Raw genomic sequence first — 24,783 nt, 5'->3', positions numbered from 1 at the left:
GCTTCGAAAGCCGGCTTCGCCGGGCACGTTCTCAGATCGGATATTTCCTGCTAATGGGCGAGGGTATTCGACTGAGTGAGGCAAATGCCATTCAACCGACTTCACGTTCCGCAGGCTTTGGCAATTGAGACGTGCCACGCAATCAACGCGTGCCTCCATGCAAGCCTCGTGGCGACCTGCGGCGTCAACCCGGACGACGACTTTTGCCTGATCTCGCGGCATCCCCCGGGCGAGATGATCTGCCATCCGACGTTCTTGGGACGCCGCGATCCGGGCTCGACCGTCATCATCGAAATCACCTTGCTTGCGGGCCGCTCCGACGCGCAAAAGGAAGCCTTGTACAAGGATGTTCGCAGCCGGTTGGCCGAGATCGGCTTTGATCCGGCAAATTCAATTGTCTTCTTGACCGAGAACAAGCCCATCGACTGGTCGTTCAGCGAAGCCGGATCGGTCAAGTCGGTTCTCGGTCTATAGTCGGTGAGCTCTGCCGTTCTGCGATCGAGTTGGAATGCTGGGTGGTGAGGTCCTTCCTCAAGAATTCGGCTGCAGGAACGTGCCGTATCGCTTGCTCGTGACGACGCCGGCCGCGGCCTCCGCGATGACGCGCATCGCCGCGATCATCGGCCATGGCCCGAGGCTCACCCGCCGAACGCCGACGCGGGCGAGATCCGTGATTGAGGGAAGGCCTTGCGTCACCATGATGTTGACCGGCAGAGGCGTGAGCTGGACGAACCCCTCGATGAGCGCGAGGTCGGTGAGGCCCGGGACGAAGATTCCATCGGCGCCGGCCTCAGCGTAGATCTTCGCGCGCCGGGCCGCTTCGTTCAGGCATTGATCCGGCGATCCGAATTTCAGCAGGAACGGATCGGTTCTCGCGTTGATGAACAGATGAATTCCGCGGGCCTGCGCCGCCTCCCGCACGGCTTTGATCTTCGCAGCATGTTGTTCGGGACTGACAAGCTGCCGCTTTCCTCCGGATAGCCCGTCCTCGATATTGATGCCGACGGCGCCGGCTTGCAAAATCCCGATCGCCGCCTTCGCCACCGCATCCGGCGTGTCGCCATATCCTGCCTCCAGATCGATCGACACCGGCACCGCAACAGACGCGGTGATCCGCGACACCAGACCCGTCACCATATCGAGCGGGACATTTTCCCCATCGGCGTATCCGAGCGCGGCCGCCACCGCGCCGCTGCTGGTCGCGATGGCTGGTGAGGATTTCGCGATGGCTTTGGCGGTGGCGGCGTCCCAGGCATTGAACAGGACGAGTGGGTCCGCCTTTCTGTGAAGAGCGCGAAACGTATCCGCGTGCCGCTGCTGGGTCTTGGCGTCCATCGCGCGTACTCCGGTCAGAGAACTTTCTAGGGTGTCTTGGCCACGCCGTCAGTTGGGCGCGTGCGTCTTGAACCAGTCCATCAGACCGGTGACCTCGGCCTCGCGCTCGAGGTGCGGGAAGTGCCCGACGTCGGGCAGGACGATGCGCTTGTGCGGCCCCTTGAAGAAGGGCTCCTCCTTCACCGAATATCTCGCGGTCGGATCGTTGCCGCCATAGATCGTCAGCGTCGGGGTGTGCATCTCGTTCATGGGCAGCCGCCGGGCGAAGCCCGCATCGAACAGGCCACCGTAATATTTCAGGGCCGCCGTCATCGTGCCGGGAGAGCTGAGCGTTTCCTTGATCGAACGCAGATGCTCGTCGTTCCGATATGTCGGCGACCACAGCTTCCAGAGATAGTCGATGAAGGGGAGGCCCGCGATATTGACCGCGGTGTCGGCACTGGGAAGCTGGAAGAAATAGAAATGGAAGATCGATCGTACGGCGTCGGGATCTCTCCTGATGCTTGAAAACGTGATCGGGTGGGCGGTGTTCATCACGACGGCGGCCTTGATCGCCGACGGCGCCGTGGCCAGCGCCTGAAAGGTCGAGGTGCCGCCCCAATCCATGCCGACGACACGGGCCTGTCCGTCGTCGCTGAGGGCTGCAATGAGGGCTTCGAGATCCTTGCCGAGCGCGATGGGATCGAAGATCCCGTCGGCCGGAATCTCCGTCGGCGCATAGCCGCGCAGGAACGGCGAGACCGCGCGATATCCGGCTTCCGCGAAGACCTGCATCTGCTTTCGATAGGACCAGGCGTTGTCGGGAAAGCCGTGCATGAACATGACCAGGGGCCCGCTGCCCTGTTCGAGATAGGCAAACCGCACGCCGTTGGCCTGCACGTATTTCAGGACGGGTTCGTCGTTCGCGGCCCGTTGTGCCGTGCTCCGGATTGTCATCGCTGTTCCTCCTCTCATTCACCGTTTCCAAATATGTGCGCAGTGCACATATTTGGGCAAGTTGTTTTTTGTGCGCAACGCACATATTGTCGGGGGCATGGAGACTGGAATCGCGAATTTGCTGGGGGCGCTCTCGCTCGCCGTGATGGATCGGATCGAGCAGGGCGCGCGCGAGGTCATCGGCCGTGGCGGCGAGACGCCGGCCGCACTCGTCGTCATCGGATACAGTCAGGGCATGACCAACGACAAGCTCCGCCGAATCCTCGGCCTCTCGCATTCCGGAACAGTGCGACTGGTGGATCGTCTGGTTTCGGATCGGCTGGTCGAGCGCCGGCCGGGAAAGGACGGACGGGAGATTGCGTTGTATCTGACGACTGCCGGCGCCGCGATGCGGAACGATCTGATGACATCCCGGATCTCGGCCGTTGCGTCGCTTCTCGACGTGTTGTCGCCGGCAGAAACAAAGCGGCTCGAAACGTTGATCCACGAGCTCCTGGCCCGGCAGGACACGTCGGAGATGGACCGTTTCACGATCTGCCGGATGTGCGACGATAGCGTCTGCACGAATTGCCCGTTGCCCACGACGAAAGGCAAACGCGGTCGCTAGCGCTGGACCCCGATCACGGTCACTCCGACGCCAACCCCGTCCTCCGCCGCAAATCCGTGATCGCGCGCAGAAAGCTGTCGGCCGGCGTCGTCTCGGGATCGATCAGCCGGTGCAGGCGAAAGCCGTCCTCCAGTGCGAGCACCACGGAGGCCATCCAGGGCGGGTTCAGATTGGTGTTGCGTCCGTTGCTCTTCAGCGTCGCCTCGACGATGTCGGCGACCAGCTTGCGCCGCGCGCGCAGGCGCTTTGCGAGCTCGGGCCGGCGCTTCTCGGCGCGCGCGACGAACAGGATCATCTCCATGTGCAGCAGCGGCGAGCGGCCGAGCGGGTCCTGCCGCGTACGGTCCATCGACTTCAGCGCCGCGATGAAATCGTCGAGATTGTCGTGCTCGGCGAGGATGTCCATGTTGCGCCGGATCGATTGCTCGACATGGTCCTCGAGCATGGCGATGATCAATTCGTCCTTGCTCTTGAAGTTCGAGTAGAACGCGCCGCGGGTGAAGCCCGCCGCCGCCGCGATCGCCTCGATGCTGGCGCCGCCGATGCCGTCTTCCTCGAACACCCGCGCCGCCGCCTCGAACAATTTGTCGCGCGTATCGTCCCTGGTCGGCCTGGTTCTCACCCTTGACATCGGATCAGGGTAGGGCAGAATGCAACTCGATACAATAATGTATCGAGTTTAAGAATTTAGGGGATGGTTACGCCGGGCAGTGGGGCTGCGCTCGGCGTATTCGTGTCATGTGCCAATAGATTTGCGGCAACCGATTGAGGTCACCATGAACGAGCACGTGCAGGGCGCCGGCGGCGCACCGCTGTTCAATCCGCTCTCGCCGGATTTCATCCGCGATCCCTATCCGCATTACGACCGGCTGCGCACGATCGACCCGATCCACGTGACGCCGTTCGGCCAGTTCGTCGCCAGCCGCCATGCCGATGTCAGCCTGGTGATGCGCGACAAGCGCTTCGGCAAGGATTTCGTCGACCGCTCCAAGCGCCGCTACAGCGAAAAGATCATGGACGAGCCGGTGTTCCGCAGCATGAGCCACTGGATGCTGCAGGCCGATCCGCCCGACCACACCCGCCTGCGCGGCCTCGTCGTGAAAGCCTTCACCGCGCGCCGGGTCGAGGATATGCGGCCGCGCATCCAGGAGATCGTCGACCAGGCCATCGATGCCGTGATCGAACGCGGCCATATGGACCTGATCGAGGATTTCGCCTTCCGTCTGCCCGTCACCATCATCTGCGAGATGCTCGGTATCCCCGAGGATCATCGCGAGGTCTTCTACAAGAGCTCGCGCGACGGCGGCCGGCTGCTCGACCCAGTGCCCCTCACGCCCGAGGAGATCAAGAAGGGCAACGAGGGCAACCTCATGGCGCAGATGTATTTCCAGCAGCTGTTCGAGCTGCGTCGCAAGAACCCCGGCGATGATCTCACCACCCAGCTGGTGCAGGCCGAGGAGGACGGCAACAAGCTCACCAACGAGGAGCTGACCGCCAACATCATCCTGTTGTTCGGCGCCGGCCACGAGACCACCGTCAATCTGATCGGCAACGGTCTCCTGGCACTCCACCGCAACCCGGACCAGCTGGCGCTGCTCAAGGCGCGCCCCGAGCTGATGGAAGGGGCCATCGAGGAATTCCTGCGCTACGATTCCTCGGTGCAGATGACCGGCCGCGTCGCGCTGGACGATATCGACGATCTCGGCGGCAAGCGGATCCCCAAGGGCGAGACCGTGCTGTGCCTGCTCGGCTCGGCCAACCGCGATCCGGCGGTTTATCCCGACAGGCCGGACCGCCTCGACGTCACCCGCCAGAATGTAAAGCCGCTGTCGTTCGGCGGCGGCATCCATTTCTGCCTGGGTGCCCAATTGGCGCGCATCGAGGCCGAGATCGCCATCGCCACGCTGCTGCGGCGGTTGCCCGATTTGCGCATCGACGACGTCGAAAACCCGGAATGGCGGCCGACCTTCGTGCTGCGCGGCCTCAAGCGGCTGCCGGCGAGCTGGTGAGGCGGCCCCAGCGTTAACCTCCGCGCGCAACAGTCGCTGTGACTTCGCCACACTTCCCCCTATATAAGGGGCTGTTCCGGCACGCCTGAAGTCCACGAAGGCCAGGGTTTGGACCGGTGCCGGTTTGGCCGAGGGGAGACCCGTGCAGACGACGCTGCTCGGATTGGCGATTGCCTTCATCATTGCGCTGCTGGCCGCGCTGATCGGGCCTTACTATGTCGACTGGAACCAGTTCAGGCCCCAGTTCGAGGCAGAGGCTGGCAAGATCATCGGCGTACCGGTGCGGGTCGCGGGCGAGCTCGACGCGCGGCTGCTGCCGGCGCCGACCTTAAGGCTGCGGCAGGTCACCTTCGGAGGCAACAACGATCTCGGCCGCCTGCGCGCCGACAAGCTCGACGTCGAGTTCAGCCTCTCCTCCCTGATGCGCGGGGAATGGCGCGCCACCGAGCTTTCTGTGGGCGGCATGGCGGTCGATCTCGGCCTCGACGCGCGCGGGCGGGTCGATCTGCCCTCCACCGCGAGCGGCACCTTCAACCTGGCATCCCTTGCCATCGAGCGGCTCAATCTCACCGGCCGCATCGCGCTGCACGATGCCGCCAGCCGCTCGACGCTGGAGCTGAACGACATCGCCTTCTCCGGCGACGTCCGCTCGCTCGCGGGCTCGGTGCGCGGCGACGGCGGTTTCACCGCCAACGGGGTGCGCTATCCGTTCCGCGTCTCGTCCGGTCCGAGCGCCGACGGCAATGCCACCCGCCTTCACCTCAACGTCGATCCCGGCGAGCGCGCCATCCTCGCCGATCTCGAAGGCGTGCTCGCCTTCGACAACCGCCTGCCGAAATTCGACGGCGCGCTGACGCTGGCCGTTCCGGCGGTGAAGAAGGCCGGCGAGGCGGGGCCGATGCCCTGGAAGCTCACGGCCAAGCTCAGGGCGGACCCGGCCGGCGCCAAGTTCGAGCAGATCGATGCGAGCTTCGGTGCCGAGGACACCGCGCTGAAGCTCGGCGGAGTCGGCGACCTCAGGTTCGGCGCATCGCCGCTGCTGCGCGCCGTGCTCTCGGCGCGCCAGGTCGATGCCGACAGGCTGACGGCCAAGGACGATGCCGAGCCGCTCCGCATCCTGCCGGCGCTGCGGGCGGGGCTTGCCGCCATTCCGCAGGCGCCGATCCCGGCACAGATCGAGTTCAACTCCGACCAGATCATGCTCGGCGGCCGTCCGCTGCAGAACATCACGGCCGAGCTCCAGACCGACGGACGATCCTGGACCTTCCAGCGGCTCGAGCTGCGCGCGCCCGGCATGACGCAGCTCTCGCTCAACGGCGCGACGCCGGGCGCCGACAGTTTCAGCGGCCGTCTCAGTGTGGAATCGTCGGACCCGGACGCCCTGGTGGCTTGGCTGCAGGGCCGCAACGAGATCAACCGCCGCAGCACGCGGCCGCTGCGCCTCGCCGGCGACGTCACGATCGCCGCCAATCATCTGGCCGTCGACCGGCTGAAGGCCGACATCGAAGGCGGCACTGTCGAGGGCCGCATCGCCTTCGTGCAAACGGGCGCCAGCAAAGGCTCGCGGATCGACGCCGACCTCAAGGCCGACCGGCTCGACCTCGACGCCGCCGCAAGCTTCGTGCGCGCGCTCGCAGGGCCGCAAGGCGAATGGCCGGAAGAGGCGAAATTCTCGCTCGACATCGGCCGCGCCATCTCTGCCGGACAGGAATTGCGGCCGTTCGCGGCCAGGCTTGCTTACGGCCCTGCATCGCTGTCGCTGGAGCAACTGCGCTTCGGCCAGGCCGGCGGCGTCACCACCGAGGCGAGCGGCAGCTTCGATCGCGCCAAGGTCACCGGCAAGCTCGCGCTGAAATCCTCCGCCAATTCGCTGCGCGAGCTCACCGCGCTGCTCGAGCCGTTCGCGCCCGCGGTGCGCGCGCGGTTCGATGCCTTGCCGTCGCAGCCCGGCGCCACCCGCCTCAAGCTCGATCTCAGCCTCGACAAGAATGCCGAGCATGCCGATCGCAGCAATGCCCGCGCCGTGCTCGAACTCGACGCGCCGCAGCTCAAGGCCAGCGCGACGCTGGCCGCGCAGACCCCGGCCGCCGCCATCGGCGGCATCGACCTCGACCGCCTGCGCAGCAGCGATTTCACGCTGGAGTCGAAAGTCTCGACGCCGCAGGCCGGCGCGCTGCTGGCGCTGCTCGGGCTTGATCGCGTCATCGCCGCAGGCGAGGGCGCCTCGCGGTTCGAGGGCAAGCTGACCGGCACCTGGCGGCGGCCCTTGCAATTGAACGCAAAGCTCAGCGGCGGTGGGCTCGATGCCGATGCGCAGGGCAGCGTCGAATTGTCGGAGCCGAAAGGCAGCGTGAACCTGCGCGTGCGCAACGTCAATCTGGCGCCGCTGCTCGGCACCAGCCCGGCGGACAAAGCGGTGCAGAACGTCAGCCTGTCTTCCCGCGTCGGCCTCTCCGGCAACCGCCTGAGCTTCGACGATCTCGACGGCAATGCGGCCGGCTCGCATCTGCGCGGCCATCTGGCGGTGACGCTGGATCAGGACAGGAGCGTCGATGGCGAAATCGGTCTCGACACGCTCGATCTCGCGCCGGCGCTCGCGATGGCGATCGGCGCAGCCGGACATGATGCAAGCGAGCCGTTGAGTGCGGGACTCGTCACCGGCTGGCGCGGCCGGGTCGCGTTCCAGGCCTTGCGCGGGACGTTGCCCGGCGGCCTCGAGCTGCGCCAGTTCGGCGGCACGATCCGCGGCGACGGCCAGTCGCTTGCACTCGATGCGCTGAAGGGCGGCCTCGGCGGCGGCGAGATGTCCGCGAGCCTCGATGCGCGCAACGGCGCCAACGGACTGGCGTTGAATACCCGCATCGAGCTTGGCAACGTCGATGCGGCAACGCTGCGTTATCGCGACCTCGCGCTGCCCAAGGGCCGCGTCTCGGTGCAGATGGCGTTGACCAGCCAGGGCCGCAGCGTCGCGGCGCTCACCGGTGCGCTCGCCGGCAACGGCACGGTGACGCTGGACTCCGCGGAAATCAGCGGCCTCAATCCGCGCGCCTTCGAGATCGCGATCCGCGCCAGCGATGGCGGCCAGGTCAGCGACGACAACCGCTTGCGACAGCTGGTCGAGCCCGCGCTTGCCGCCGCGCCGATCGCGGTGGCCTCGGCGCAGATTCCGTTCACGATCCGCGACGGTCGCCTGCGTGTCGGCGCGACGCCGCTGGAAGCAAAGAACGCCCGCGCCATCGTCTCCGGCGGCTACGATATTCCCGCCGACCAGGCCGACATCCGCGCCAGCCTGACGCCGATCATGACCGGCCTCTCCGGCGCGCCGCCGGAGATCCAGCTGTTCGCGGCCGGCCCGCCCGACAAGCTCAATCGCACCATCGACCTCGCCCCGCTGTCGTCGTGGCTCGCGGTGCGCACGATCGACCGCGAGACGCGCCGGCTGGACGCGATCGAGCGCGGCGAGCCGCCGCCGGCGACCGCCGCGCTGCCGACGCTGGTGTCTCCGGAGGCCGCGCCCGAGCAGGCGCCTGCCAACGTGCCGCTGCCGGGCCACGATCCGCGCCGCATGCCGTCAAAGCCAAAGGCGCCGCCGACGCCAAAGGCTCCGCAGGCCGCGCCCGCCGCACCAAGCCCACCGCTGGCGAGCCAGCAGGTTGCGCCGCTGCCCCCGGCCATCGACGTGAGGCCTGCCCCGGGTCCACCGCCCGCAAAACCCAAGCCGAAGCCGCCGCTGGTGCTGACCCCGCAGAATCCGTGAGGGCTTTTTGGTTTTGCTCGGACCGAGCCGCAGGCTGGCTCACCTCTCCCGCTTGCGGGAGAGGTCGCGCCGAAGGCGCGGGTGAGGGTTTTCTCCTCTAGGGGAGTGTCCCATTGCGGAGACACCCTCTCCCCAGCCCTCTCCCGCAAGCGGGAGAGGGAGCGCGCCTCTCGCGCAGCACCTTTCTCACCCCTTAACCGGTTCTCTCCCATTTGAATGAATTTTGCCCGGCAAAACTGATTTGCCGATTTTACCGAATTCTCGCGTTTGATCTCTAGCTTCAGTTCCCAGAGGAATTCGCTGTCCCGCCACGAGCGGCAGGACGGCTCGCCAAAATGGCTCGCCAAGAACTGGGGTTGATCGAGATGAACGGGGCGAAATCGCTTCTGCAGGACCTGGACGACGCGATCGCGCGCGGCACCGACGAAAGCCGGGCGAAGGCGTTGTGGCATGCGACCGACATTCTGATCACCGGCCGCTACAGCGACGACGAGATCAGCATGTTCGGCGAGGTCATCGGCCGGCTCGCCGAGGAGATCGAGGTCGCTGCGCGGGCGCAGCTCTCGGACGTCATGTCGGCCTGCGATCATGCCCCGCTCAACGTCATTGAAAAGCTCGCGCTCGACGACGAGATCGAGGTCGCAGGTCCCGTGCTGCGCAACTCCAGCCGCATCGACGAGAAGATGCTGGTCGAAAGCGCCCTGACCAAGGGCCAGTCGCACCTGCTCGCGATCTCCCAGCGTTCGTCGATCGGCGAGGCCGTGACCGACGTGCTGGTCAAGCGCGGCAACCAGGAGGTCGTGACCTCGGTTGCGAAGAACGAGGGCGCCCGCTTCTCCGGCTCGGGTCTGCTGCACATGGTCCGCCGCGCCGAGGGCGATTCGATCCTCGCCGAGCAGCTTGGCCTGCGCAAGGACGTGCCGCGCCACATCTTCCAGCAGTTGATCTCGAAGGCTTCGGAAGATGTCCGCCGCCGGCTCGAGACCGAGCGTCCCGAGATGATGGCGCAGATCCAGAGCTCGGTGACCGAAGTCACCGGCGATCTCCAGTCCAAGTTCGGTCCGTCCTCGCGCAGCTATTTCGTCGCCAAGCGCGTGGTGACGACGCAGTACCGGCAGGGCAACCTCAATCAGGACTCGATTTCGAACTATGCGCGCCAGCACCGCTTCGACGAGGTGCAGATCGGCCTGTCGCTGCTGTCGTCGCTGCCGGTCGACGTGATCGAGCGCGCGCTGATGGACCGCAACCGCGAGATGATCCTCGTGCTGTGCAAGGCACTCGACTTCTCCTGGGATACGACGATGTCGCTGCTGTTCCTCGGTGCCAAGGATCACCTGATCACGGCGCGGGAGCTCCAGGACAACGAGCGCGAATATGGCCGGCTCAAGATCGAGACCTCGCGCAGCATCTTGAAGTTCTACCAGTCGCGCAAGACCGGCACCGGTGCCGATGCGGGCCGTCAGCCCGAGCTCCAAGTTCACTGACAGGTACACTAAGGACAGGGGAGTATCTGCAATGTTGCCTCAATTCGGCACTGCCGTTCGCAAGAAGAACCTCAACAGCACCGCCACCGCCGATCTCGGCGGCGGCGCGCCGGACAAGGCCTCGGTGGACGCGGCCTGGCTCGTGCTGGAAGCCGCAAACGATCTCGGCGACCACGCCGCGATCGAAGCCTGCCGCCGCGTCATCGACGCCGAGCTGACCGGCACGGTGGCCGGCAGCGCGGACGTCGATCTCGTGCTGGGATACTTCCGGTAAGGCTTACCGGCTTCTTCTTCGTCAGCCGCGATATTGTTCGTCGCTGACGTGCTCCAGCCAGTCGACGGTCTTGCCGTTCTGCTGCTCCTGCATGGCGATGTGCGTCATCGCCGTCGTGGCACCCGCCCCGTGCCAGTGCTTCTCGCCCGGCGCAAACCAGACCACATCGCCCGGCCGCAATTCCTCGACCGGTCCACCCCATGTCTGGGCGCGGCCTGAGCCCGCCGTCACGATCAGCGTCTGGCCCAGAGGATGGGTGTGCCACGCGGTCCGGGCGCCCGGTTCGAAGGTGACGCTGGCGGCTGCCGCGCGCGCCGGCTCGACCGCTGAATGCAGCGGATCGATGCGCACCTGTCCGGTGAACCACGCTTCCGGCCCTTTTTGGGATGGCTGATCCCCACCGCGTTTGATCTGCATCGACTGTCTCCCTTGCTTGGCCACACTGCTTGCGCCTGCTGTTGCCGGTCCGGATGCGGAGAGAGCGGCGAAGGAGCCTGCGCCTCCCATCAGGCGGCGGCGCGAGATCATGTCATCGTCCTCAGAGCATCAGCATCGTCTTGATCGCGCGCCGCTCGTCCATGGCGCGGTATCCTTCGGCGACGTCGGACAGCGGCAGCCTGAGATCGAACACCTTTCCCGGCTTGATCTTGCCGGCGAGCACGCGGTCGATCAGGTCCGGCAGGAAGCGCCGCACCGGCGCCGGTCCCCCGAGCATCCGCCGCTGTGCGAAAAACATCGCCTGGCCGTCGAAGGTCACGCCGTGCGGGACGCCGACATAGCCGATCGAGCCGCCGGGCCGCGAGCAGGCGATTGCCTGCGTCATCGATTCCTGCGTGCCGACGCACTCCAGGACGGACTCGGCGCCGATGCCGTCGGTGAGATCCTTGATGCGGGCGATGCCTTCGTCGCCACGCTCGGCGACGATGTCCGTGGCGCCGAATTCGATCGCGAGTTGTTGCCGCGTCTTGTGGCGGCTCATGGCGATGATCCGCTCGGCGCCCATCTCTTTGGCCGCCAGCACGCCCATCAGCCCGACGGCGCCGTCGCCAACCACGACTGCGGTCGATCCCTCGCGCACGTTGGCGGCATCGGCGGCATACCAGCCGGTGCCAAGAACGTCGGAGGTGGCGAGCAGGTCGGCAACGAGATCGGGTGAGGGAAGCTCCGCGGTGGCCACCAGCGTGCCGTCGGCCAGCGGAACGCGCGCGAAAGGAGCTTGCGCGCCGGACATGAATTCGCGCTGGACGCAGGAGGAGTGGAAGCCGAAGCGGCAATGCGGGCAGGTGTTGTCGGAGATGCAGAACGAGCCGACGACGAACTGCCCGGGCCGCACCGTCTTCACTGCGCTTCCGACCTCGACGACCACGCCGCAATATTCGTGGCCCATATGCTGTGCAGTGCCGGCGATCGGCTGCAGGCCGCGATAGGGCCAGAGGTCGGACCCGCAGATGCAGGTCGCCGACAGCTTGATGATGGCGTCGGTGGGCTTCAGAATCCTGGGATCGTCGACCGCTTCGCAGCGAATGTCGCCGGGGCCGTACATCAGTGTTGCGAGCATGGCTGAACCTTTCGCATGAGCGTCAGGAGATAGCCGATGCAGAGCTGCCGGATTAGACGCAATAATCTGCTTGCATTGATCGATCGGAGACATAAATCGAAAGCCTCCGCAGGCGGACAATCATGGCCAGGCAGGATTTCAACGATCTTCTCACCTTCCTCACCATCGCCAGGGAGCTCAGCTTCACCAAGGCGGCGGCCAAGCTCGGCATCGCCCAGTCGACGCTGAGCCACACCATCAAGCGTCTCGAGGAGCAGATGGGTATCCGGCTGCTGACGCGGACGACCCGCAGCGTCGGCCTGACGGAAGCCGGCGAGCGGCTGCGGCAATCCCTGGCGCCGCGCATCGCGGAGATCGAGGCGGACATCGCCGACCTCATGGCGTTCCGTGACAAGCCGTCCGGGCGGATCAGGATGACGCTCTCGAACCATGCCTTCGAAAGCGTGGTGTGGCCGAAGCTGGAGCGGGTTCTGAAGGACTATCCGGACATCAAGCTCGAAGTCAGCCTCGACAGCGGATTTCGCAATATCGTCGAGGAGGGATTTGATGCCGGCGTCCGTCTCGGCGAGAGCGTCGAAAAGGACATGGTCGCGGTGCGGATCGGACCGGATTGGCGTCTGGTGGCCGTGGCTTCACCCGGCTACTTCGCCGAGCATCGCGCGCCGAAGCATCCTCACGAACTCGTCGGGCACAGGTGCATCAACCTGCGAATGGAACGGGCAGGTGGGCTTTACGCATGGGAGTTCGCCAAGCGCGGCCAGGAGCTCCGCGTCCGCGTCGATGGACAATTGACGTTCAACAGCACCTACGCCCAGGTCGAGGCAGCCTTGAAGGGATACGGCATCGCCTATGTCCCCGAGAACATCGTGAAGGGCCATATCGTGTCGGGCGATCTCGTCATCGCGCTGGACGACTGGTCGCCGACCTTCGACGGCTACCACATCTACTATCCGAGCCGGCGCCAGAACGCGCCGGCCTTCAAGATCATCGTCGAGGCGCTGCGCCATCGCGGCAGGTGATGGCGCTCGACCCCGGATGCGGTAGATCACGACGTCCTCGCCGTGACGGTTCGTGCTCCGCTCGCGCAAATAGTTCGATTTTTCGAGCACACGGCGGGATGCAGCGTTTCCGACTTTCACGATGCCGATGAGGGATGGCAGCGCGAGCTGCGACAGCCCGATCTCCGTGATCGCGGCTGCGATCTCGCTGGCATAGCCCCGGCCCCAGATGCCGCGCACGAACGCATAGGCAATCTCGATCTCGTCGGTGTCGTCTACCTCGATGTGCCGGAACCCCGCACGTCCGGCGAACGCCCCGTCCTTGGTTCGCAGCGCCCACAGGCCGAAGCCGTGCCGGTCCCAATGGGCCATGTTGGTTGCCCGGTATTTCTCGGTGGTTTCCGCCGAGCGCACGCCGCCGATGTAGCGAGCGACATCGGAATCCAGATGCAGCGCGACGAGATCGGCGAGGTGATCTTCATTCAGCCTTTCGGCGGTCAATCTGTTGGTGCTGAAGTGATCCATGCCGCCTGCCGCTCATGCATTCCCGCGCGCCGCCCTGATACCGCATCTGCGCCGAGGTTTCGCATCCGTCGCCGCTAATGGCTTCTAACACAACCTAACAAGCAATTGTCGTGGTGGCTGGTAAACGTCACGACACGGGGAGCGCAGGGCCTTTTCAAAAAGGCACGATGATGAATCGGGAGATCGCATGACGTCCAAAATGCCGATTGAATCTTCGATCGATTTGTTGCCGCGCCCGGCGCACGTGTCGCGGCGCGGCTTCGTGGGTGGCCTCTCGGCAGGCATCCTTGGTGCGGTTGCGAGCGAAGCGGCAGGCGCCGAAACGCTTGCGGACGTTCCGGACCGCGGGCCCGGCGCCGATCTCGGCGCGCACAGCGAGCGCTCCCGTTTTGTCAAGCTCGACCGCATCCCCGAGGCCACCCCGGGCAAGCGCAACGTCGATCCGGGCGACGCCATCAATTCCAAGACCCCGCACCAGAAGCTCGTCGGCAATATCACGCCGACCGATCTGCACTACGAGCGCAGCCATTCCGGCGTGCCCGACATCGATCCGGCGCAACACCGGCTGCTGATCCATGGTCTGGTATCGAAGCCGCTGGTGTTCAGCGTCGAGGACCTGAAGCGGATGCCGTCGGTGACGCGCGTCGTGTTCATCGAGTGCACCGGGAACGGCTGGGAGAACTGGAAGAAAGCCGACCCCGACGTCACGGTGCAGAACACGCATGGCCTCGTCAGCACCAATGAATGGACCGGCGTTCCGCTCAAATTCCTGATCGACCTCGTTGCGAGGGACAAGAGCGCGAACTGGATGCTGGCGGAAGGCGGCGACGGCGCAGGCGTCGATCGCAGCATTCCGCTGACCGACGAGATCATGAACGAAGCCTTCGTCGCCTACGGGCAGAACGGCGAGCCGCTGCGGCCCGCGCACGGCTTTCCGATCCGTCTGGTGATGCCGGGCTTCGAAGGCAACCTCAACATCAAATGGCTGCGTCGCCTCAAGTTCGGCAACGAGCCCTGGATGACGCGCTGGGAGACGGCGCGCTATACGCAATTGCTTGCAAGCGGCAAGGCGCGGCAATTCCAGCTGCGAATGGAAACCAACTCCGTCATCACGCAGCCCTCGGGCATGATGCAGATTCAGCCGGGCTATATCCGCATCTCGGGCCTCGCCTGGAGCGGCCATGGCAAGATCGCCAAGGTCGAGGTCTCGACCGACGGCGCGAAGACCTGGAAGCAGGCGCAACTGGCTCAGCCGGTCCTGTCCAGGGCGCAGGTGCGCTTCCAGATGGATTGGGTCTGGGATGGCAAACCGACCAAGATCGTGAGCCGCTCCATCGATGAGCAGGGCAACGTCCAGCCGGACCGGCAGGCCTTCATCGCGGCGATGGGGACCAATGCACTGTTTCACTACAACGCCCAGCAGACCTGGAGCATCGACGAGACCGGGAGGGTCCGCAATGTCCTCGCATGACAAGCTGCTTCTCGCCGGCATCCTCACGGTCGGCCTGCTCGCCGCCCCCGCGTTGGCATTCGACTTCGGCCGGCCAGCGACGCCGGCCGAGATCAAGCTGTGGGACATCGACGTCGGCCCGGACGGGAAAGGCCTGCCCGACGGCAGCGGAACGGCGGTGCTGGGCAAGCAAGTCTTCGCTGACAATTGCGCGGCTTGTCATGGCGACAACGGCCAGGGCGGCATCAAGGATCGTCTCGCCGGAGGGCAGGGCACACTCGCATCCAACACGCCCGTCAAGACCGTCGGCAGCTTCTGGCCCTATGCGACGACCTTGTACGACTACATCCATCGCGCGATGCCCTATCCGACGCCGGGTTCGCTCAGCACCGACGAGACCTATGCCGTCACCGCCTACATCCTGAGCCTCAACGGCATCATTCCCGCCGACGGCAAGGTCGACAAGGACAGTCTGCCGAGGATCAGGATGCCCAATCGCGACGGCTTCATTCCACAGCCGGAGTTCGATCCCGCCAAACTGTTCCGCAGGAAGTGAGCGGGCGATGAGGCTTTCGGCACTGTTCAGGATCCTCGTTCTGATCGCAGCGACATGTTCATGGGAGACCCAGGCAATGGCCGCAGACGGACTCATCACCATCAAGAGCAGTTTCGGACCCGACGACACCATGAAGCGGCTGGAGGCCGAGGTGAAAGCCAAGGGCCTCACCGTGTTCGCCCATGTCGATCACGCCGCCGGCGCCACCGCAGTCGGCTTGCCGCTGCGGCCGACCGATCTCCTCATCTTCGGTAACGCCAAGGGCGGGACCCCGTTGATGCAGCAGGTGCAGACGGTCGGCATCGACCTGCCGCTGAAGGCGCTGGTCTGGCAGGACGAGCAGGGCGCGACATGGCTGAGCTACAACGATCCCGCCTATCTCGCCGGGCGTCATGGCGTCGGCGAGCCGGCGAAGGCCGCCGTCACGGCGATGACGGGCGCTCTGCATGCGATCGCGACCAAGGCTACTGCACCTTAGGTCACGACGTCCTATCGAGGAGAAGCTCCATGAACGCCACTGACCAACAACCGGCGCCATCCGCCTCGTATGGGGGCAACCTCGCCAGATGGCTGGTCATCGCGGTGTTGTGCGCGATGCTCGTCGCCGCGAGCGTCCTCGGCTATCTCGGCTGGACCAGCACCAACACCAGCGTTCCTGCGTCGGGCTATGTCGCGCTGGTGCTGGGCGTCGTGTTCTCGCTGGTGGTCGGCGTCGGCCTGATGGCGCTGGTGTTCTACAGCAGCCGCAAAGGCTATGACGAGCCTGCCGTGCTGATCGAGGAGCCGGAGCGCGATCAGGACGACGGGCAAGCCCGCTCGCGCTGACGGGCCGGTTTTTGTCGCGGTGAGGCGGCGTGCACGCAGCTGTGATCGGCGCAGCCGCGGGTGCAGGTAACGAGGCGAGCTTTCCCCCCGTAATGCCTCGCAGCGAACGTTTCGTTCGCACGTGGACGCACGCGCAAGCCGGGAGAAATTGTCTCATGAAGGGGTTCAACGTGGCCGAGAGTGGCGACGGATCTTATCGTCTGCTCGCCATCCTCCGCTGGGTCATGGTCATCATCTTCGTGTCGTTCGGCATGCAGAAATTCACGCCGCAATCCGCACAAGGCATCGCTCAGTTCATCAGCAATAGTCCATTCATCTCCTGGCTGTCGGTATTCGGCCTGCGAGGAGAGGCGTATGTTCTCGGGGTCGCCGAATTCGTGATTGCGGCGCTGCTCGCGGCCGGTGCGTTCAACCCGGTCTTGTCCGCGCTCGGTTCCCTGATGGGCGTTGTCACCTTCGCGATCACGTGGTCGTTCTTTTTTACGACGCCCGGCGTCGTGAAATGGAGCCTGTCCTCTGATCCGATGGCGTGGAATCTCACCGGCGAGTTCCTGTTCAAGGATATCGTCCTGCTGGGTGTTTGCGTCGTGCTTCTGCTCGCCTCATTGCCGCAAACGATCGTTCGGCTTCGCATGCGCTGAGTGTCCTCGCGTGCCGGCGGCGCTTCCCTGGCGTGTCGCCGTTCACGCTGCTGACGCTGCCCGCGGCCCCTGTTTTGTCCGACGGGTCAACAGGGCGGAATGTGTTGCGCGGACGATTTTGGCCTGCGCGTAAGCCATTGATTTCACAAGCCCCGTCTACTGTGCATGGGGTTGTTTTCGCAATTTTGGTTTGAAGGGGCCTCAGCCAGCCCCGAGCGCCACCGCGACGTTGTACGTCACGAGGCTCGCCGCATAGGCCAGCACCAGCATGTAGGTGAAGGTCACGGCCATCCAGGCCCAGCTGCCGGTCTCGCGCCGGATCACGGCCAGCGTGGATGCGCATTGCGGGGCGAAGATGTACCAGGCCAGCATCGACAGGGCGGTGGCGAGCGACCATTTCGTCGCCAGCACCTGGCCGATCTGCTCGGCCGCTTCCTTGCCGCCTTCGATCGCATAGACGGTGCCGAGCGCTGCGACCGCGACCTCGCGCGCCGCCATGCCCGGGATCAGTGCGACCGCGATCTGCCAGTTGAAGCCGACGGGTGCGAGCAGCGGTTCGAGCGCCTTGCCGATGATCGCGGCGAGGCTGAAGTCGATGGCGGGCTCGGTCGCGCCTGCAGGCGGCTGCGGGAACGAGGCCAGGAACCAGATCAGCACCATCATCGAGAAGATCGTGGTGCCGGCGCGTACCAAAAACATCTTGGCGCGGGTGTAGATGCCGATCACGATCGATTTCAGCCTGGGCATCTTGTAGTCCGGCAGCTCCAGCATGAACGGCGCCGGCGCATAGTCGCGCAGCATGAAGAACTTGATCAGGAACGAGACGGCGAGCGCGCTGACGATGCCGGCGGCGTAGAGGCCGAACATCACGAGGCCCTGCAGGTTGATGAAGCCCCAGACGTCCCTGGCCGGAATGAAGGCGGAGATGATCAACGTGTAGACCGGAATGCGCGCCGAGCAGGTCATCAGCGGCGCGATCAGGATCGTGGTCAGCCGGTCGCGCTTGTTGTCGATGACGCGCGTCGCCATGATGCCGGGAATCGCGCAGGCAAAGCTCGACAGCAGCGGAATGAAGGCACGGCCGTGCAAGCCGGCGCCGCCCATGATGCGGTCCATCAGGAAGGCGGCGCGCGCCATGTAGCCGAAATCTTCCAAGAGCAGGATGAACAGGAAGATGAGGATGATCTGCGGCAGGAACACGATCACGCTGCCGACGCCCGCGATCACGCCGTTCTGCAGGAAGCTCTGCAACAGGCCGTCGGGCAGGGTGGCCTGCACGAACTCTCCCAGCATGTCGAAGCCGGACTTGAGCAGGTCCATCGCCGGCTGCGCCCAGGCGAACACGGCCTGAAACATCACGAACAGGATCAGCGCCAGCACGACGAGGCCGCCGACCGGATGCAGCACCACCGCGTCGATCCGCGCGGTCCAGGTGTCGGGCCTGGCAGGCAGGCTGACGCAGTCGGCGATGATGCGGTCGGCCTCGCGCTGGGTCGCGCGGAGCTCGGCGACGCTGAGCGCGCGCCAGCTATTGTCCTCGGCCTCGGCGGCGAGCTTGGCCGAGATCTCGTCGGTCAGCTTCAGGAGGTCGGCGGTGCCGCCCTTGCGCACCGCGATCGAGGTGACCACGGGCAGGCCGAGCTCCTTGGCGAGCCGCTCGACGTCGACCGTGATGCCGCGGCGGGCCGCGATGTCGAACATGTTGAGCACGAGGACCATCGGCCGTCCGGTGCGCTTGAGCTCGAGCAGCAGGCGGATGGTCAGCCGCAGATTGGTGGAATCGGCCACGCACAGCACCAGATCGGGCACGGTCTCGCCGGAGGCCTTGCCGAGCACGAAGTCGCGGGTGATCTCCTCGTCCGGGCTGCGGCCGCGCAACGAATAGGTGCCGGGCAGGTCGACCACCGAGACCTGGCGTCCCAGGGGTGTGACGAAGAAGCCTTCCTTGCGCTCGACGGTGACGCCGGGATAGTTCGCGACCTTCTGCCGGCTGCCGGTCAGGGCGTTGAACAGCGAGGTCTTGCCGCTGTTGGGCGTGCCGACCAGGGCGAGATGCAGCAGGGGTAATTCCATGGGATCAAGGGCCTGGGGCAGATATCCGGTCGCGGTCTCAAGCGACGATGATGGCCATGGCTTCGCGGCGGCGGACCGCGATCGTGATGCTGTCGACCCGCACGGCGATCGGGTCGCGCCCGACCAGCCCCTCATGCAGGACCTCGACCCGCGCGCCCTCGACGAAGCCGAGCTCGATCAGGCGGCTCTCGAGTTCGATGTCCGAGAGCGCCGAGCCCGCCTGGCGAGCCGAAAGTTGCTGGATGACGCCGGTATAGCCGCGCTGGGCCAGACCCAGCGGCATGTGCGGGCGCGTATCTTTGGTGTCGGTCATGCCCTGTATTTTCAACGCAAGGCAGTGAGGTCAAGCGCGCGCGCTTGCTGAAACCGCACCTTAGAGTGATTTTAAAGTGCGGATGGCGGAGCGCCCGTCAAAGGCGCCCCTCCGGGTTGGGTTGGCTACTGGGCCGGGACCTTGTCCGGCTGGGCCGCCATGGCCCGGCTCTTGAAGTAGTCCAGGACGAACAGGCGGATCGCCGACGACAGATTGCCCTGCTGGCGGTTGTTGTCGATCTCGCCGACCAGCTCGGACAACGTCATGTTGCGCAGGCCGGAAATCTCCTTCATGCCGTTCCAGAACGCCTCTTCCAGGCTGACGCTGGTCTTGTGCCCGGCGACGACGATCGACCGTTTCACGACGGGCGACTTCATGGCTGCTCCTCGCGATCGATCTGATGCTGATCCAGGTGCGCCTTCGCCTTGTCCGCGCGCGTCTCCTCCGCCGACCGTTCCGCCTTCGTGCGACCGAACTTCGTTCGGTTGACGTCCGCCTGTTTCGCCGAGGCTTCCCGCTCGGCGCGCTTCCTGAAACGATTCAGGTTGATGACGTTCCCCATGCCGCGTCTCCATCATCCGATCCTCTTCAGGTTGGATGAAACATTCAGAAACAGGGTGCCGCGTTGCGCCCCACAAGACTTGATCGCCATTCGCTCGTCCTCGTCAATCGGCCCCTCGGGCCATCAAACGATGAATTTGGCCCCCGTCGAGGGGCGGAATGGCTGCGTAGCACGCCGTCCCGCCGGAACATTGACGGTAATCAAATCCCGCACCCAAAGCCGCACATTTCTGGGCAGAGAGCGTCCGTATCATTACGGATGGCAATCGGAATTCGGAATTTTATCCCGGGCTGGTCATCTTCTCGGGGCGCACCAAGCGATCGAACTCGTCCGCCGAGACGAAGCCGAGCCGCAGCGCCTCCTCCTTCAGCGTGGTGCCGTTGGCATGGGCCGTCTTGGCCACCTTGGCGGCGTTGTCGTAGCCGATCTTCGGGGCGAGCGCCGTCACCAGCATCAGCGAGCGCTGCATCAGCTCGTTTATGCGCTTTTCGTCGGCACGGATGCCGCTGACGCAATGCTCGGTGAAGGATCGCGCGGCATCCGCCAGCAGGCGGATCGAGTGCAGCATGTTGTAGGCCAGCACGGGCTTGTAGACGTTGAGCTCGAAATGGCCCTGGCTGCCGGCGACCGTGATCGCGGTGTGATTGCCGAACACCTGGCAGCAAACCATGGTCATCGCCTCGCACTGCGTCGGATTGACCTTCCCCGGCATGATCGAGGAGCCCGGCTCGTTCTCGGGGAGGATCAGCTCGCCCAGTCCCGAGCGCGGGCCCGATCCCAAGAGGCGGATGTCGTTGGCGATCTTGAACAGGCCTGTCGCGACCGAATTGATGGCGCCGTGCGCCAGCACATAGGCATCGTTCGAGGCCAGCGCCTCGAATTTGTTGGCGGCGCTGGTGAAGGGCAGCTTCGTGATGGAGGCGACGTGCTTGGCGAACAGCTTGGCAAAGCGCGGCTTCGAGTTGAGGCCGGTGCCGACGGCGGTGCCGCCCTGCGCCAGCGGATGGAGGTCCTTCACCGCGATCTTGAGCCGGGCGATGCCGCTCTCGACCTGCGCCGCATAGCCGGAAAATTCCTGGCCGAGCGTCAGCGGCGTCGCATCCTGGGTATGGGTGCGGCCGATCTTGACGATTTTTGCGAACGCCTTCTCCTTCTTGCGCAGCGCGCGCAGCAGCTCGCCGAGGGCAGGGACGAGATCGGCAGTGATGCGGCTTGCGGCCGCGATATGCATTGCGGTCGGGAAGGAGTCGTTCGACGACTGGCTCATGTTGACGTGGTCGTTGGGATGCACCGGCTTCTTGGTGCCGAGCTCGCCGCCCAGGAGTTCGTTGGCGCGATTGGCGATCACCTCGTTGAGGTTCATGTTGCTCTGCGTGCCGGAGCCGGTCTGCCACACCACGAGCGGGAAATGATCGTCGAGCTTGCCCTCGATCACCTCGCGCGCGGCGCGGATGATGGCACCCGCACGGCGCTGGTCGAGCAGGCCGAGCTCGAGGTTGGACTGTGCGGCGGCGAGCTTGACGATGCCGAGCGCATGCACGAGCGAGATCGGCATGCGGTCGGTGCCGATGCGAAAATTCTGGCGCGAGCGTTCGGTCTGCGCACCCCAATAGCGGTCGGCGGGGACCTCGATGGGACCGAAACTGTCGGTCTCGGTGCGGGTCGCGGGACGGGCGGTCTTCGATCGGGAAGCTTTGGCCATGAGCACATCCATTCTGCCGCGCGAGGTGCCGCGCGGCCTTTTCATGTGCTCTTCTATATAGGCAGTTGGGCCGGGCGCGACGGCTTCGCGGCCAACCTAGATCATTTCTTGCGGAAACGATCGAGCCGCACCACTTCGGCGCCGCCCTTGGTCGGGGTCTCGGGCTCCTCGGTGCTTTCAGCCGATTCCGTGCCGGGCGTCTGCACGGCGACGGCCGACGGCGCGGGAGCCGCCGGCAAATTCTCCGGCGCGACCTCGGCGACATCGGACGTGTCGAACTGGAGGCCGAACTTCACGGACGGATCGAGGAAGCTCTTGATGGCGCTGAACGGCACCACCAGCCGTTCCGGAATGCCGCCGAAGGACAGGCCGACCTCGAAGCGGTCTTCGAGCACGGTCAGGTCCCAGAACTGGTGCTGCAGGATGATGGTCATCTCTTCCGGATATTGCGCCAGCAGCCGCGACGACAGCTTCACGCCCTCGGCCTTCGACACGAAGGTGATGAAGAAATGGTGCTCGCCCGGCAGGCCATGGGCCGCGGCATCGGTCAGCACCTTCCGCAGTACGCCGCGCAGCGCGTCGCGGGCCAGCACATCGTATCGGATATGATCGGTCGCCATGGTGGTCCTGTTGCATCCCCGAAGCCGAACCAGCCGGCTCGACTCGCCAAACCGCAATAATATCGCGCCTGACGGGCGAGCAGGAGTCCCCGCCGGGGAAGAAATAAAGGTAAGTGGAGGCTTCTGTTGCCAGGTGCCTCCGAACCCCGCCTAACGGAGCTTAACCCGTTAGGACTTTAAAGTGGTCTTTCAAACTGCGTTACGCAGCCTGAGCAACCGGAGCAAAGTTGTCGTTGGCAACTATTGCAGTAGCCCGATAACGGCGGAACAATACCGGGAAAAAGCACGCCCTTTACGCCCTCGTCGATCCTATTTCGCCCCCGCCAAAGCCCGCTTTGGATGAGCCCGCTGGTGGGCTTTGGTGGAGGCGCCGGGTACCGCCCCCGGGTCCGAATGGTTTATTGCGACGACCGTTTATTTCCATAGCCGGCGAACCGGCACCCCCAATATAGGGGGCAAAGGTTTCGAAAAACAGAGGTTTCGAACGGGCTGGGCGCGGTTCCCTTTGGATAGGTTCCGGACCGAGACGAGCCTGACCTTGGCCGCAGCGCGACCCTCGTTCTAAGCTCCTGACATGTCCCCGGATTCAGCACCGGCCGTCCAAGAGCCGGATCCCGTCCCCGCACCGCCGAGCCTGGCCGCGCTGTTCCTGGCCTTTGCCCGGATGTCGCTGGCGGGTTTCGGCGGAGTTTTGGTGTTTGCCCGGCGGGCCATCGTCGAGCAGCACCGCTGGATGACGGCGGACGAGTTCAACGAGACCTTCGCGCTCTGTCATTTCCTGCCCGGGCCCAACATCGTCAACCTGTCGATGGTGTTCGGGTCGAGGCTGCGCGGCATTGCCGGCGGGGTTGCCGCCTTTGCCGGCCTGCTGCTGCCGCCGACGCTGATCATGACGGTGCTCGCGATCGCCTACGCCCGTTTCGGCGATCTCGACGTGCTGCGCCGCAGCCTCGCCGGCATCTCCTGCGCGGCGGTGGGGCTGTTGATCGCGGTGGTCTTTCGCATGATGACGCCGCTGCTGAAGCGGGCGGATCCGCTCGCACTGATCCTGATGCTCGGCGTGTTCCTCGCCATCGGCGTGCTTCGCCTGCCGCTTCCGGCGGTGCTGCTGGTCGCGATTCCCGTCAGTATCGGCGCCACCTTTTTCCTGCGGCGGAAAGTAGCAGCATGAATGCCGAGAGCCCGATCTGGGCGCTGATCTCCACCTTTGGACTGATGTCGCTGTTCGCGGTCGGCGGCGCCGCGGCGGCGGTGCCCGAGATGCACCGCATCGCGGTCGAGGTCCATCACTGGATGACCGACAAGCAGTTCACCGATGCCTATGCGATCGCGCAGCTCTCGCCAGGTCCAAACGTGCTTATCGTGACGTTAATCGGCTATGCGGTCGCCGGCATTCCCGGCGCGCTGGCGGCAACGCTGGCGATGTGCCTGCCGACGGCGCTGCTTGCCTATTATGTCAGCCGATTGCTGAACAGGCCCAGCCAATCGCGCTGGCCCGGCCTGATTCAGGCTGCACTGGTTCCGCTCTCGATCGGATTGATGGCCGCGAGCGCCCTGATCCTGGCCCAGTCGACCGATCGCACGATTGCTGCACTGCTTCTGACCGCAATGGTTGCGGTGATCGCGTCGGTCTCGCGCATCAATCCACTCTGGCTCCTGCTCGCCGGGGGGCTGTTTGGTTTTGCTGGCATTGTCTGATGAAAATGGCTAGGCAGTGATCGGGCGGGGGATCCATTTCCAGCCGATTTAGAACAACAGTGCTCGTGACTTACAGGTCGCGGAGGAGACATGCATGGCCGATACGATGGGCCACTCGGCGACTGCCACCCGAAACACCTCGGTGGCGCTCGGCTTCTGTCTGCTGGCGATAGCGCCGCAGATTTTCGAATTCATCTGGTCGATCGGGACGATTTTCGGCTGGGGCGCGGGCCGCGGGCCGGCCGCGGTGGTGGTTGCCCATGCCACGGCGTTGTTCGCCGGTGCGCCCGGCGCGCTGATCGGAGCGGCCAGCGGTGACGCCAAGAAGGCGTCATCCGAGGTCCTGCTCGCGCTGATCTACTCCTATCCGCTCTTTGCGGTGGCGATCGTCACGCTGTTCATGACCATCAGGTCGGCCCAGGACTATGTCGGCGGCGTGATCCTGATGGCGCTGGCCCTGTTCGCGCTGTGGGCCTCGAGCGATCTGCAGGGCATGCGCGGCTTCTCGTTCGGCGCCGGCACCGCGCCGCGGATGTTCGGTGGACTGCTGGTCGCCTTGTCCGCCGGCATCGCCCTGACCGGTCTTCTGACCGACGGGCCGGGGATGTCCCATTATGCCTGGCGCGGGCCGCTGTTCGTGATGGCTGCGATCCTGTTCTTCGCGCTGTCGATCCGCTCCCTCGGCCTCGTGGTCACAGCCTTTGTGAGCTTCATGATCGCGGCGACAGGGTCGCACGAGACGCGCTGGCTGGAGGCTGCCATCGTCGGGGCCTGCCTGACGATCGGCTGTGCCATCCTGTTCCCCTACGTGCTCGGGTTGCCGATGCCGATGTTCCCGCGTTTCCTGGTCCAGTGAGGGT

General features: G+C 65.1%; 26 protein-coding genes, 1 other RNA gene and 1 pseudogene. 15 read left to right on the top strand and 13 right to left on the bottom strand.

Annotation, left to right across the window (positions count from 1 at the left end):
• Positions 1 to 84 precede the first annotated feature (84 nt).
• Positions 85 to 474, top strand: coding sequence for a tautomerase family protein (locus Q0743_RS29760; RefSeq protein WP_298245010.1), 390 nt, complete (start codon positions 85 to 87; stop codon positions 472 to 474).
• A gap of 57 nt (positions 475 to 531) precedes the next feature.
• Here Q0743_RS29760 and Q0743_RS29755 read toward each other — a convergent pair whose 3' ends face one another.
• Positions 532 to 1,335 carry an isocitrate lyase/phosphoenolpyruvate mutase family protein gene (locus Q0743_RS29755; RefSeq protein WP_298245009.1) on the bottom strand — a complete coding sequence of 268 codons (804 nt, stop codon included), beginning with the start codon at positions 1,333 to 1,335 and terminating at the stop codon, positions 532 to 534.
• 48 nt (positions 1,336 to 1,383) lie between these two features.
• Positions 1,384 to 2,271 (bottom strand): alpha/beta hydrolase, encoded by an 888-nt coding sequence (locus Q0743_RS29750; RefSeq protein ID WP_298245008.1) that lies wholly within the window; start codon positions 2,269 to 2,271, stop codon positions 1,384 to 1,386.
• 52 nt (positions 2,272 to 2,323) lie between these two features.
• Here Q0743_RS29750 and Q0743_RS29745 point away from each other — a divergent pair, with 52 nt between their 5' ends.
• Positions 2,324 to 2,878, top strand: coding sequence for a MarR family winged helix-turn-helix transcriptional regulator (locus Q0743_RS29745; protein WP_298245007.1), 555 nt, complete (start codon positions 2,324 to 2,326; stop codon positions 2,876 to 2,878).
• A 19-nt stretch (positions 2,879 to 2,897) separates the two neighbouring features.
• Here the strand turns inward: Q0743_RS29745 and Q0743_RS29740 are convergent, their stop codons facing one another.
• A complete protein-coding gene (locus tag Q0743_RS29740; protein WP_298245006.1) occupies positions 2,898 to 3,509 on the bottom strand; it encodes a TetR/AcrR family transcriptional regulator in 612 nt (203 codons plus the stop codon).
• Between the two features lie 145 nt (positions 3,510 to 3,654).
• Here Q0743_RS29740 and Q0743_RS29735 point away from each other — a divergent pair, with 145 nt between their 5' ends.
• The 4 genes from Q0743_RS29735 to Q0743_RS29720 all read left to right on the top strand — a co-directional run bounded on the left by Q0743_RS29735 (position 3,655) and on the right by Q0743_RS29720 (position 10,402).
• On the top strand, positions 3,655 to 4,887 hold the full coding sequence (locus tag Q0743_RS29735) for a cytochrome P450 (RefSeq protein WP_298245005.1): 1,233 nt from the start codon (positions 3,655 to 3,657) through the stop codon (positions 4,885 to 4,887).
• 142 nt (positions 4,888 to 5,029) lie between these two features.
• The gene (locus Q0743_RS29730) at positions 5,030 to 8,644 is read left to right on the top strand and encodes an AsmA-like C-terminal region-containing protein (RefSeq protein WP_298245004.1); all 3,615 of its coding nucleotides are present in this window, start codon (positions 5,030 to 5,032) and stop codon (positions 8,642 to 8,644) included.
• Positions 8,645 to 9,009: 365 nt separating this feature from the next.
• Complete coding sequence (locus Q0743_RS29725) at positions 9,010 to 10,128, top strand: DUF2336 domain-containing protein (protein WP_298245036.1); 1,119 nt, start codon at positions 9,010 to 9,012, stop codon at positions 10,126 to 10,128.
• Between the two features lie 31 nt (positions 10,129 to 10,159).
• A complete protein-coding gene (locus Q0743_RS29720) occupies positions 10,160 to 10,402 on the top strand; it encodes a hypothetical protein (protein ID WP_298245003.1) in 243 nt (80 codons plus the stop codon).
• Between the two features lie 21 nt (positions 10,403 to 10,423).
• On the opposite strand, the gene Q0743_RS29715 is transcribed toward Q0743_RS29720, so the two are convergent.
• Together Q0743_RS29715 and Q0743_RS29710 are read right to left on the bottom strand one after the other, a co-directional pair.
• Positions 10,424 to 10,819, bottom strand: a complete 396-nt coding sequence (locus Q0743_RS29715; protein WP_298245002.1) for a cupin domain-containing protein — start codon at positions 10,817 to 10,819, stop codon at positions 10,424 to 10,426.
• Positions 10,820 to 10,940: 121 nt separating this feature from the next.
• Positions 10,941 to 11,960 carry a zinc-dependent alcohol dehydrogenase family protein gene (locus Q0743_RS29710; RefSeq protein WP_298245001.1) on the bottom strand — a complete coding sequence of 340 codons (1,020 nt, stop codon included), beginning with the start codon at positions 11,958 to 11,960 and terminating at the stop codon, positions 10,941 to 10,943.
• A gap of 122 nt (positions 11,961 to 12,082) precedes the next feature.
• Here Q0743_RS29710 and Q0743_RS29705 point away from each other — a divergent pair, with 122 nt between their 5' ends.
• The gene (locus Q0743_RS29705; protein WP_298245000.1) at positions 12,083 to 12,979 is read left to right on the top strand and encodes a LysR family transcriptional regulator; all 897 of its coding nucleotides are present in this window, start codon (positions 12,083 to 12,085) and stop codon (positions 12,977 to 12,979) included.
• A gap of 12 nt (positions 12,980 to 12,991) precedes the next feature.
• Here Q0743_RS29705 and Q0743_RS29700 read toward each other — a convergent pair.
• Positions 12,992 to 13,483, bottom strand: a pseudogene (locus tag Q0743_RS29700) (GNAT family N-acetyltransferase); the annotation flags it as partial.
• A gap of 187 nt (positions 13,484 to 13,670) precedes the next feature.
• Here Q0743_RS29700 and soxC point away from each other — a divergent pair.
• The 5 genes from soxC (at position 13,671) to Q0743_RS29675 (ending at position 16,955) form a co-directional block, all read left to right on the top strand.
• Positions 13,671 to 14,954, top strand: a complete 1,284-nt coding sequence (soxC, locus tag Q0743_RS29695; protein WP_298244999.1) for a sulfite dehydrogenase — start codon at positions 13,671 to 13,673, stop codon at positions 14,952 to 14,954.
• Positions 14,941 to 15,489 carry a c-type cytochrome gene (locus Q0743_RS29690; RefSeq protein WP_298244998.1) on the top strand — a complete coding sequence of 183 codons (549 nt, stop codon included), beginning with the start codon at positions 14,941 to 14,943 and terminating at the stop codon, positions 15,487 to 15,489. The genes soxC and Q0743_RS29690 overlap by 14 nt, the downstream gene beginning before the upstream one ends.
• Positions 15,490 to 15,496: 7 nt before the next feature.
• Positions 15,497 to 15,967, top strand: a complete 471-nt coding sequence (locus Q0743_RS29685; RefSeq protein WP_298244997.1) for a DUF302 domain-containing protein — start codon at positions 15,497 to 15,499, stop codon at positions 15,965 to 15,967.
• A gap of 29 nt (positions 15,968 to 15,996) precedes the next feature.
• Entirely contained in the window at positions 15,997 to 16,314 is a 318-nt protein-coding gene (locus Q0743_RS29680; RefSeq protein ID WP_298244996.1) for a hypothetical protein, read from the top strand.
• A 155-nt stretch (positions 16,315 to 16,469) separates the two neighbouring features.
• Complete coding sequence (locus tag Q0743_RS29675) at positions 16,470 to 16,955, top strand: YkgB family protein (protein ID WP_367184952.1); 486 nt, start codon at positions 16,470 to 16,472, stop codon at positions 16,953 to 16,955.
• 201 nt (positions 16,956 to 17,156) lie between these two features.
• Here the strand turns inward: Q0743_RS29675 and Q0743_RS29670 are convergent, their stop codons facing one another.
• The 7 genes from Q0743_RS29670 to ssrA all read right to left on the bottom strand — a co-directional run bounded on the left by Q0743_RS29670 (position 17,157) and on the right by ssrA (position 22,703).
• The gene (locus Q0743_RS29670) at positions 17,157 to 19,028 is read right to left on the bottom strand and encodes a ferrous iron transporter B (protein WP_298244994.1); all 1,872 of its coding nucleotides are present in this window, start codon (positions 19,026 to 19,028) and stop codon (positions 17,157 to 17,159) included.
• Between the two features lie 37 nt (positions 19,029 to 19,065).
• Entirely contained in the window at positions 19,066 to 19,341 is a 276-nt protein-coding gene (locus Q0743_RS29665; RefSeq protein ID WP_298244993.1) for a FeoA family protein, read from the bottom strand.
• Positions 19,342 to 19,466: 125 nt separating this feature from the next.
• Entirely contained in the window at positions 19,467 to 19,718 is a 252-nt protein-coding gene (locus tag Q0743_RS29660) for a ribbon-helix-helix domain-containing protein (RefSeq protein WP_025038043.1), read from the bottom strand.
• Positions 19,715 to 19,903, bottom strand: a complete 189-nt coding sequence (locus Q0743_RS29655) for a DUF4169 family protein (RefSeq protein ID WP_097663042.1) — start codon at positions 19,901 to 19,903, stop codon at positions 19,715 to 19,717. Before Q0743_RS29655 ends, Q0743_RS29660 begins: the two co-directional genes overlap by 4 nt.
• A gap of 280 nt (positions 19,904 to 20,183) precedes the next feature.
• On the bottom strand, positions 20,184 to 21,617 hold the full coding sequence (gene fumC / locus Q0743_RS29650) for a class II fumarate hydratase (protein ID WP_298245035.1): 1,434 nt from the start codon (positions 21,615 to 21,617) through the stop codon (positions 20,184 to 20,186).
• A gap of 89 nt (positions 21,618 to 21,706) precedes the next feature.
• A complete protein-coding gene (locus tag Q0743_RS29645) occupies positions 21,707 to 22,225 on the bottom strand; it encodes an SspB family protein (RefSeq protein ID WP_298244992.1) in 519 nt (172 codons plus the stop codon).
• Positions 22,226 to 22,337: 112 nt separating this feature from the next.
• Positions 22,338 to 22,703, bottom strand: a transfer-messenger RNA (tmRNA) gene (ssrA, locus tag Q0743_RS29640).
• 96 nt (positions 22,704 to 22,799) lie between these two features.
• Here ssrA and Q0743_RS29635 point away from each other — a divergent pair.
• The 3 genes from Q0743_RS29635 (at position 22,800) to Q0743_RS29625 (ending at position 24,779) form a co-directional block, all read left to right on the top strand.
• Positions 22,800 to 23,396, top strand: a complete 597-nt coding sequence (locus Q0743_RS29635; protein ID WP_298244991.1) for a chromate transporter — start codon at positions 22,800 to 22,802, stop codon at positions 23,394 to 23,396.
• On the top strand, positions 23,393 to 23,923 hold the full coding sequence (locus tag Q0743_RS29630; protein ID WP_298244990.1) for a chromate transporter: 531 nt from the start codon (positions 23,393 to 23,395) through the stop codon (positions 23,921 to 23,923). The genes Q0743_RS29635 and Q0743_RS29630 overlap by 4 nt, the downstream gene beginning before the upstream one ends.
• A 94-nt stretch (positions 23,924 to 24,017) precedes the next feature.
• Positions 24,018 to 24,779: a tripartite tricarboxylate transporter TctB family protein gene (locus Q0743_RS29625; protein WP_298244989.1), complete on the top strand. Its 762-nt coding sequence runs from the start codon at positions 24,018 to 24,020 to the stop codon at positions 24,777 to 24,779.
• Positions 24,780 to 24,783: the final 4 nt, after the last annotated feature.

The sequence above is a fragment of the uncultured Bradyrhizobium sp. genome (genome assembly GCF_936943645.1).
Classification (GTDB): domain Bacteria; phylum Pseudomonadota; class Alphaproteobacteria; order Rhizobiales; family Xanthobacteraceae; genus Bradyrhizobium.
This window is presented reverse-complemented; position numbering and strand designations above follow the sequence as displayed.

Coding starts and splice junctions, on each gene's coding strand:
- Q0743_RS29715 (WP_298245002.1), bottom strand. CDS start 10,819: ATGCAGATCAAACGCGGTGGGGATCAGCCATCCCAAAAAGGGCCGGAA.
- Q0743_RS29660 (WP_025038043.1), bottom strand. CDS start 19,718: ATGAAGTCGCCCGTCGTGAAACGGTCGATCGTCGTCGCCGGGCACAAG.
- Q0743_RS29680 (WP_298244996.1), top strand. CDS start 15,997: ATGAACGCCACTGACCAACAACCGGCGCCATCCGCCTCGTATGGGGGC.
- Q0743_RS29705 (WP_298245000.1), top strand. CDS start 12,083: ATGGCCAGGCAGGATTTCAACGATCTTCTCACCTTCCTCACCATCGCC.
- Q0743_RS29750 (WP_298245008.1), bottom strand. CDS start 2,271: ATGACAATCCGGAGCACGGCACAACGGGCCGCGAACGACGAACCCGTC.
- fumC (WP_298245035.1), bottom strand. CDS start 21,617: ATGGATGTGCTCATGGCCAAAGCTTCCCGATCGAAGACCGCCCGTCCC.
- Q0743_RS29625 (WP_298244989.1), top strand. CDS start 24,018: ATGGCCGATACGATGGGCCACTCGGCGACTGCCACCCGAAACACCTCG.
- Q0743_RS29665 (WP_298244993.1), bottom strand. CDS start 19,341: ATGACCGACACCAAAGATACGCGCCCGCACATGCCGCTGGGTCTGGCC.
- Q0743_RS29720 (WP_298245003.1), top strand. CDS start 10,160: ATGTTGCCTCAATTCGGCACTGCCGTTCGCAAGAAGAACCTCAACAGC.
- Q0743_RS29740 (WP_298245006.1), bottom strand. CDS start 3,509: ATGTCAAGGGTGAGAACCAGGCCGACCAGGGACGATACGCGCGACAAA.
- Q0743_RS29760 (WP_298245010.1), top strand. CDS start 85: ATGCCATTCAACCGACTTCACGTTCCGCAGGCTTTGGCAATTGAGACG.
- Q0743_RS29755 (WP_298245009.1), bottom strand. CDS start 1,335: ATGGACGCCAAGACCCAGCAGCGGCACGCGGATACGTTTCGCGCTCTT.
- Q0743_RS29670 (WP_298244994.1), bottom strand. CDS start 19,028: ATGGAATTACCCCTGCTGCATCTCGCCCTGGTCGGCACGCCCAACAGC.
- Q0743_RS29735 (WP_298245005.1), top strand. CDS start 3,655: ATGAACGAGCACGTGCAGGGCGCCGGCGGCGCACCGCTGTTCAATCCG.
- Q0743_RS29710 (WP_298245001.1), bottom strand. CDS start 11,960: ATGCTCGCAACACTGATGTACGGCCCCGGCGACATTCGCTGCGAAGCG.
- Q0743_RS29685 (WP_298244997.1), top strand. CDS start 15,497: ATGAGGCTTTCGGCACTGTTCAGGATCCTCGTTCTGATCGCAGCGACA.
- Q0743_RS29675 (WP_367184952.1), top strand. CDS start 16,470: ATGAAGGGGTTCAACGTGGCCGAGAGTGGCGACGGATCTTATCGTCTG.
- Q0743_RS29635 (WP_298244991.1), top strand. CDS start 22,800: ATGTCCCCGGATTCAGCACCGGCCGTCCAAGAGCCGGATCCCGTCCCC.
- soxC (WP_298244999.1), top strand. CDS start 13,671: ATGACGTCCAAAATGCCGATTGAATCTTCGATCGATTTGTTGCCGCGC.
- Q0743_RS29725 (WP_298245036.1), top strand. CDS start 9,010: ATGAACGGGGCGAAATCGCTTCTGCAGGACCTGGACGACGCGATCGCG.
- Q0743_RS29645 (WP_298244992.1), bottom strand. CDS start 22,225: ATGGCGACCGATCATATCCGATACGATGTGCTGGCCCGCGACGCGCTG.
- Q0743_RS29690 (WP_298244998.1), top strand. CDS start 14,941: ATGTCCTCGCATGACAAGCTGCTTCTCGCCGGCATCCTCACGGTCGGC.
- Q0743_RS29655 (WP_097663042.1), bottom strand. CDS start 19,903: ATGGGGAACGTCATCAACCTGAATCGTTTCAGGAAGCGCGCCGAGCGG.
- Q0743_RS29630 (WP_298244990.1), top strand. CDS start 23,393: ATGAATGCCGAGAGCCCGATCTGGGCGCTGATCTCCACCTTTGGACTG.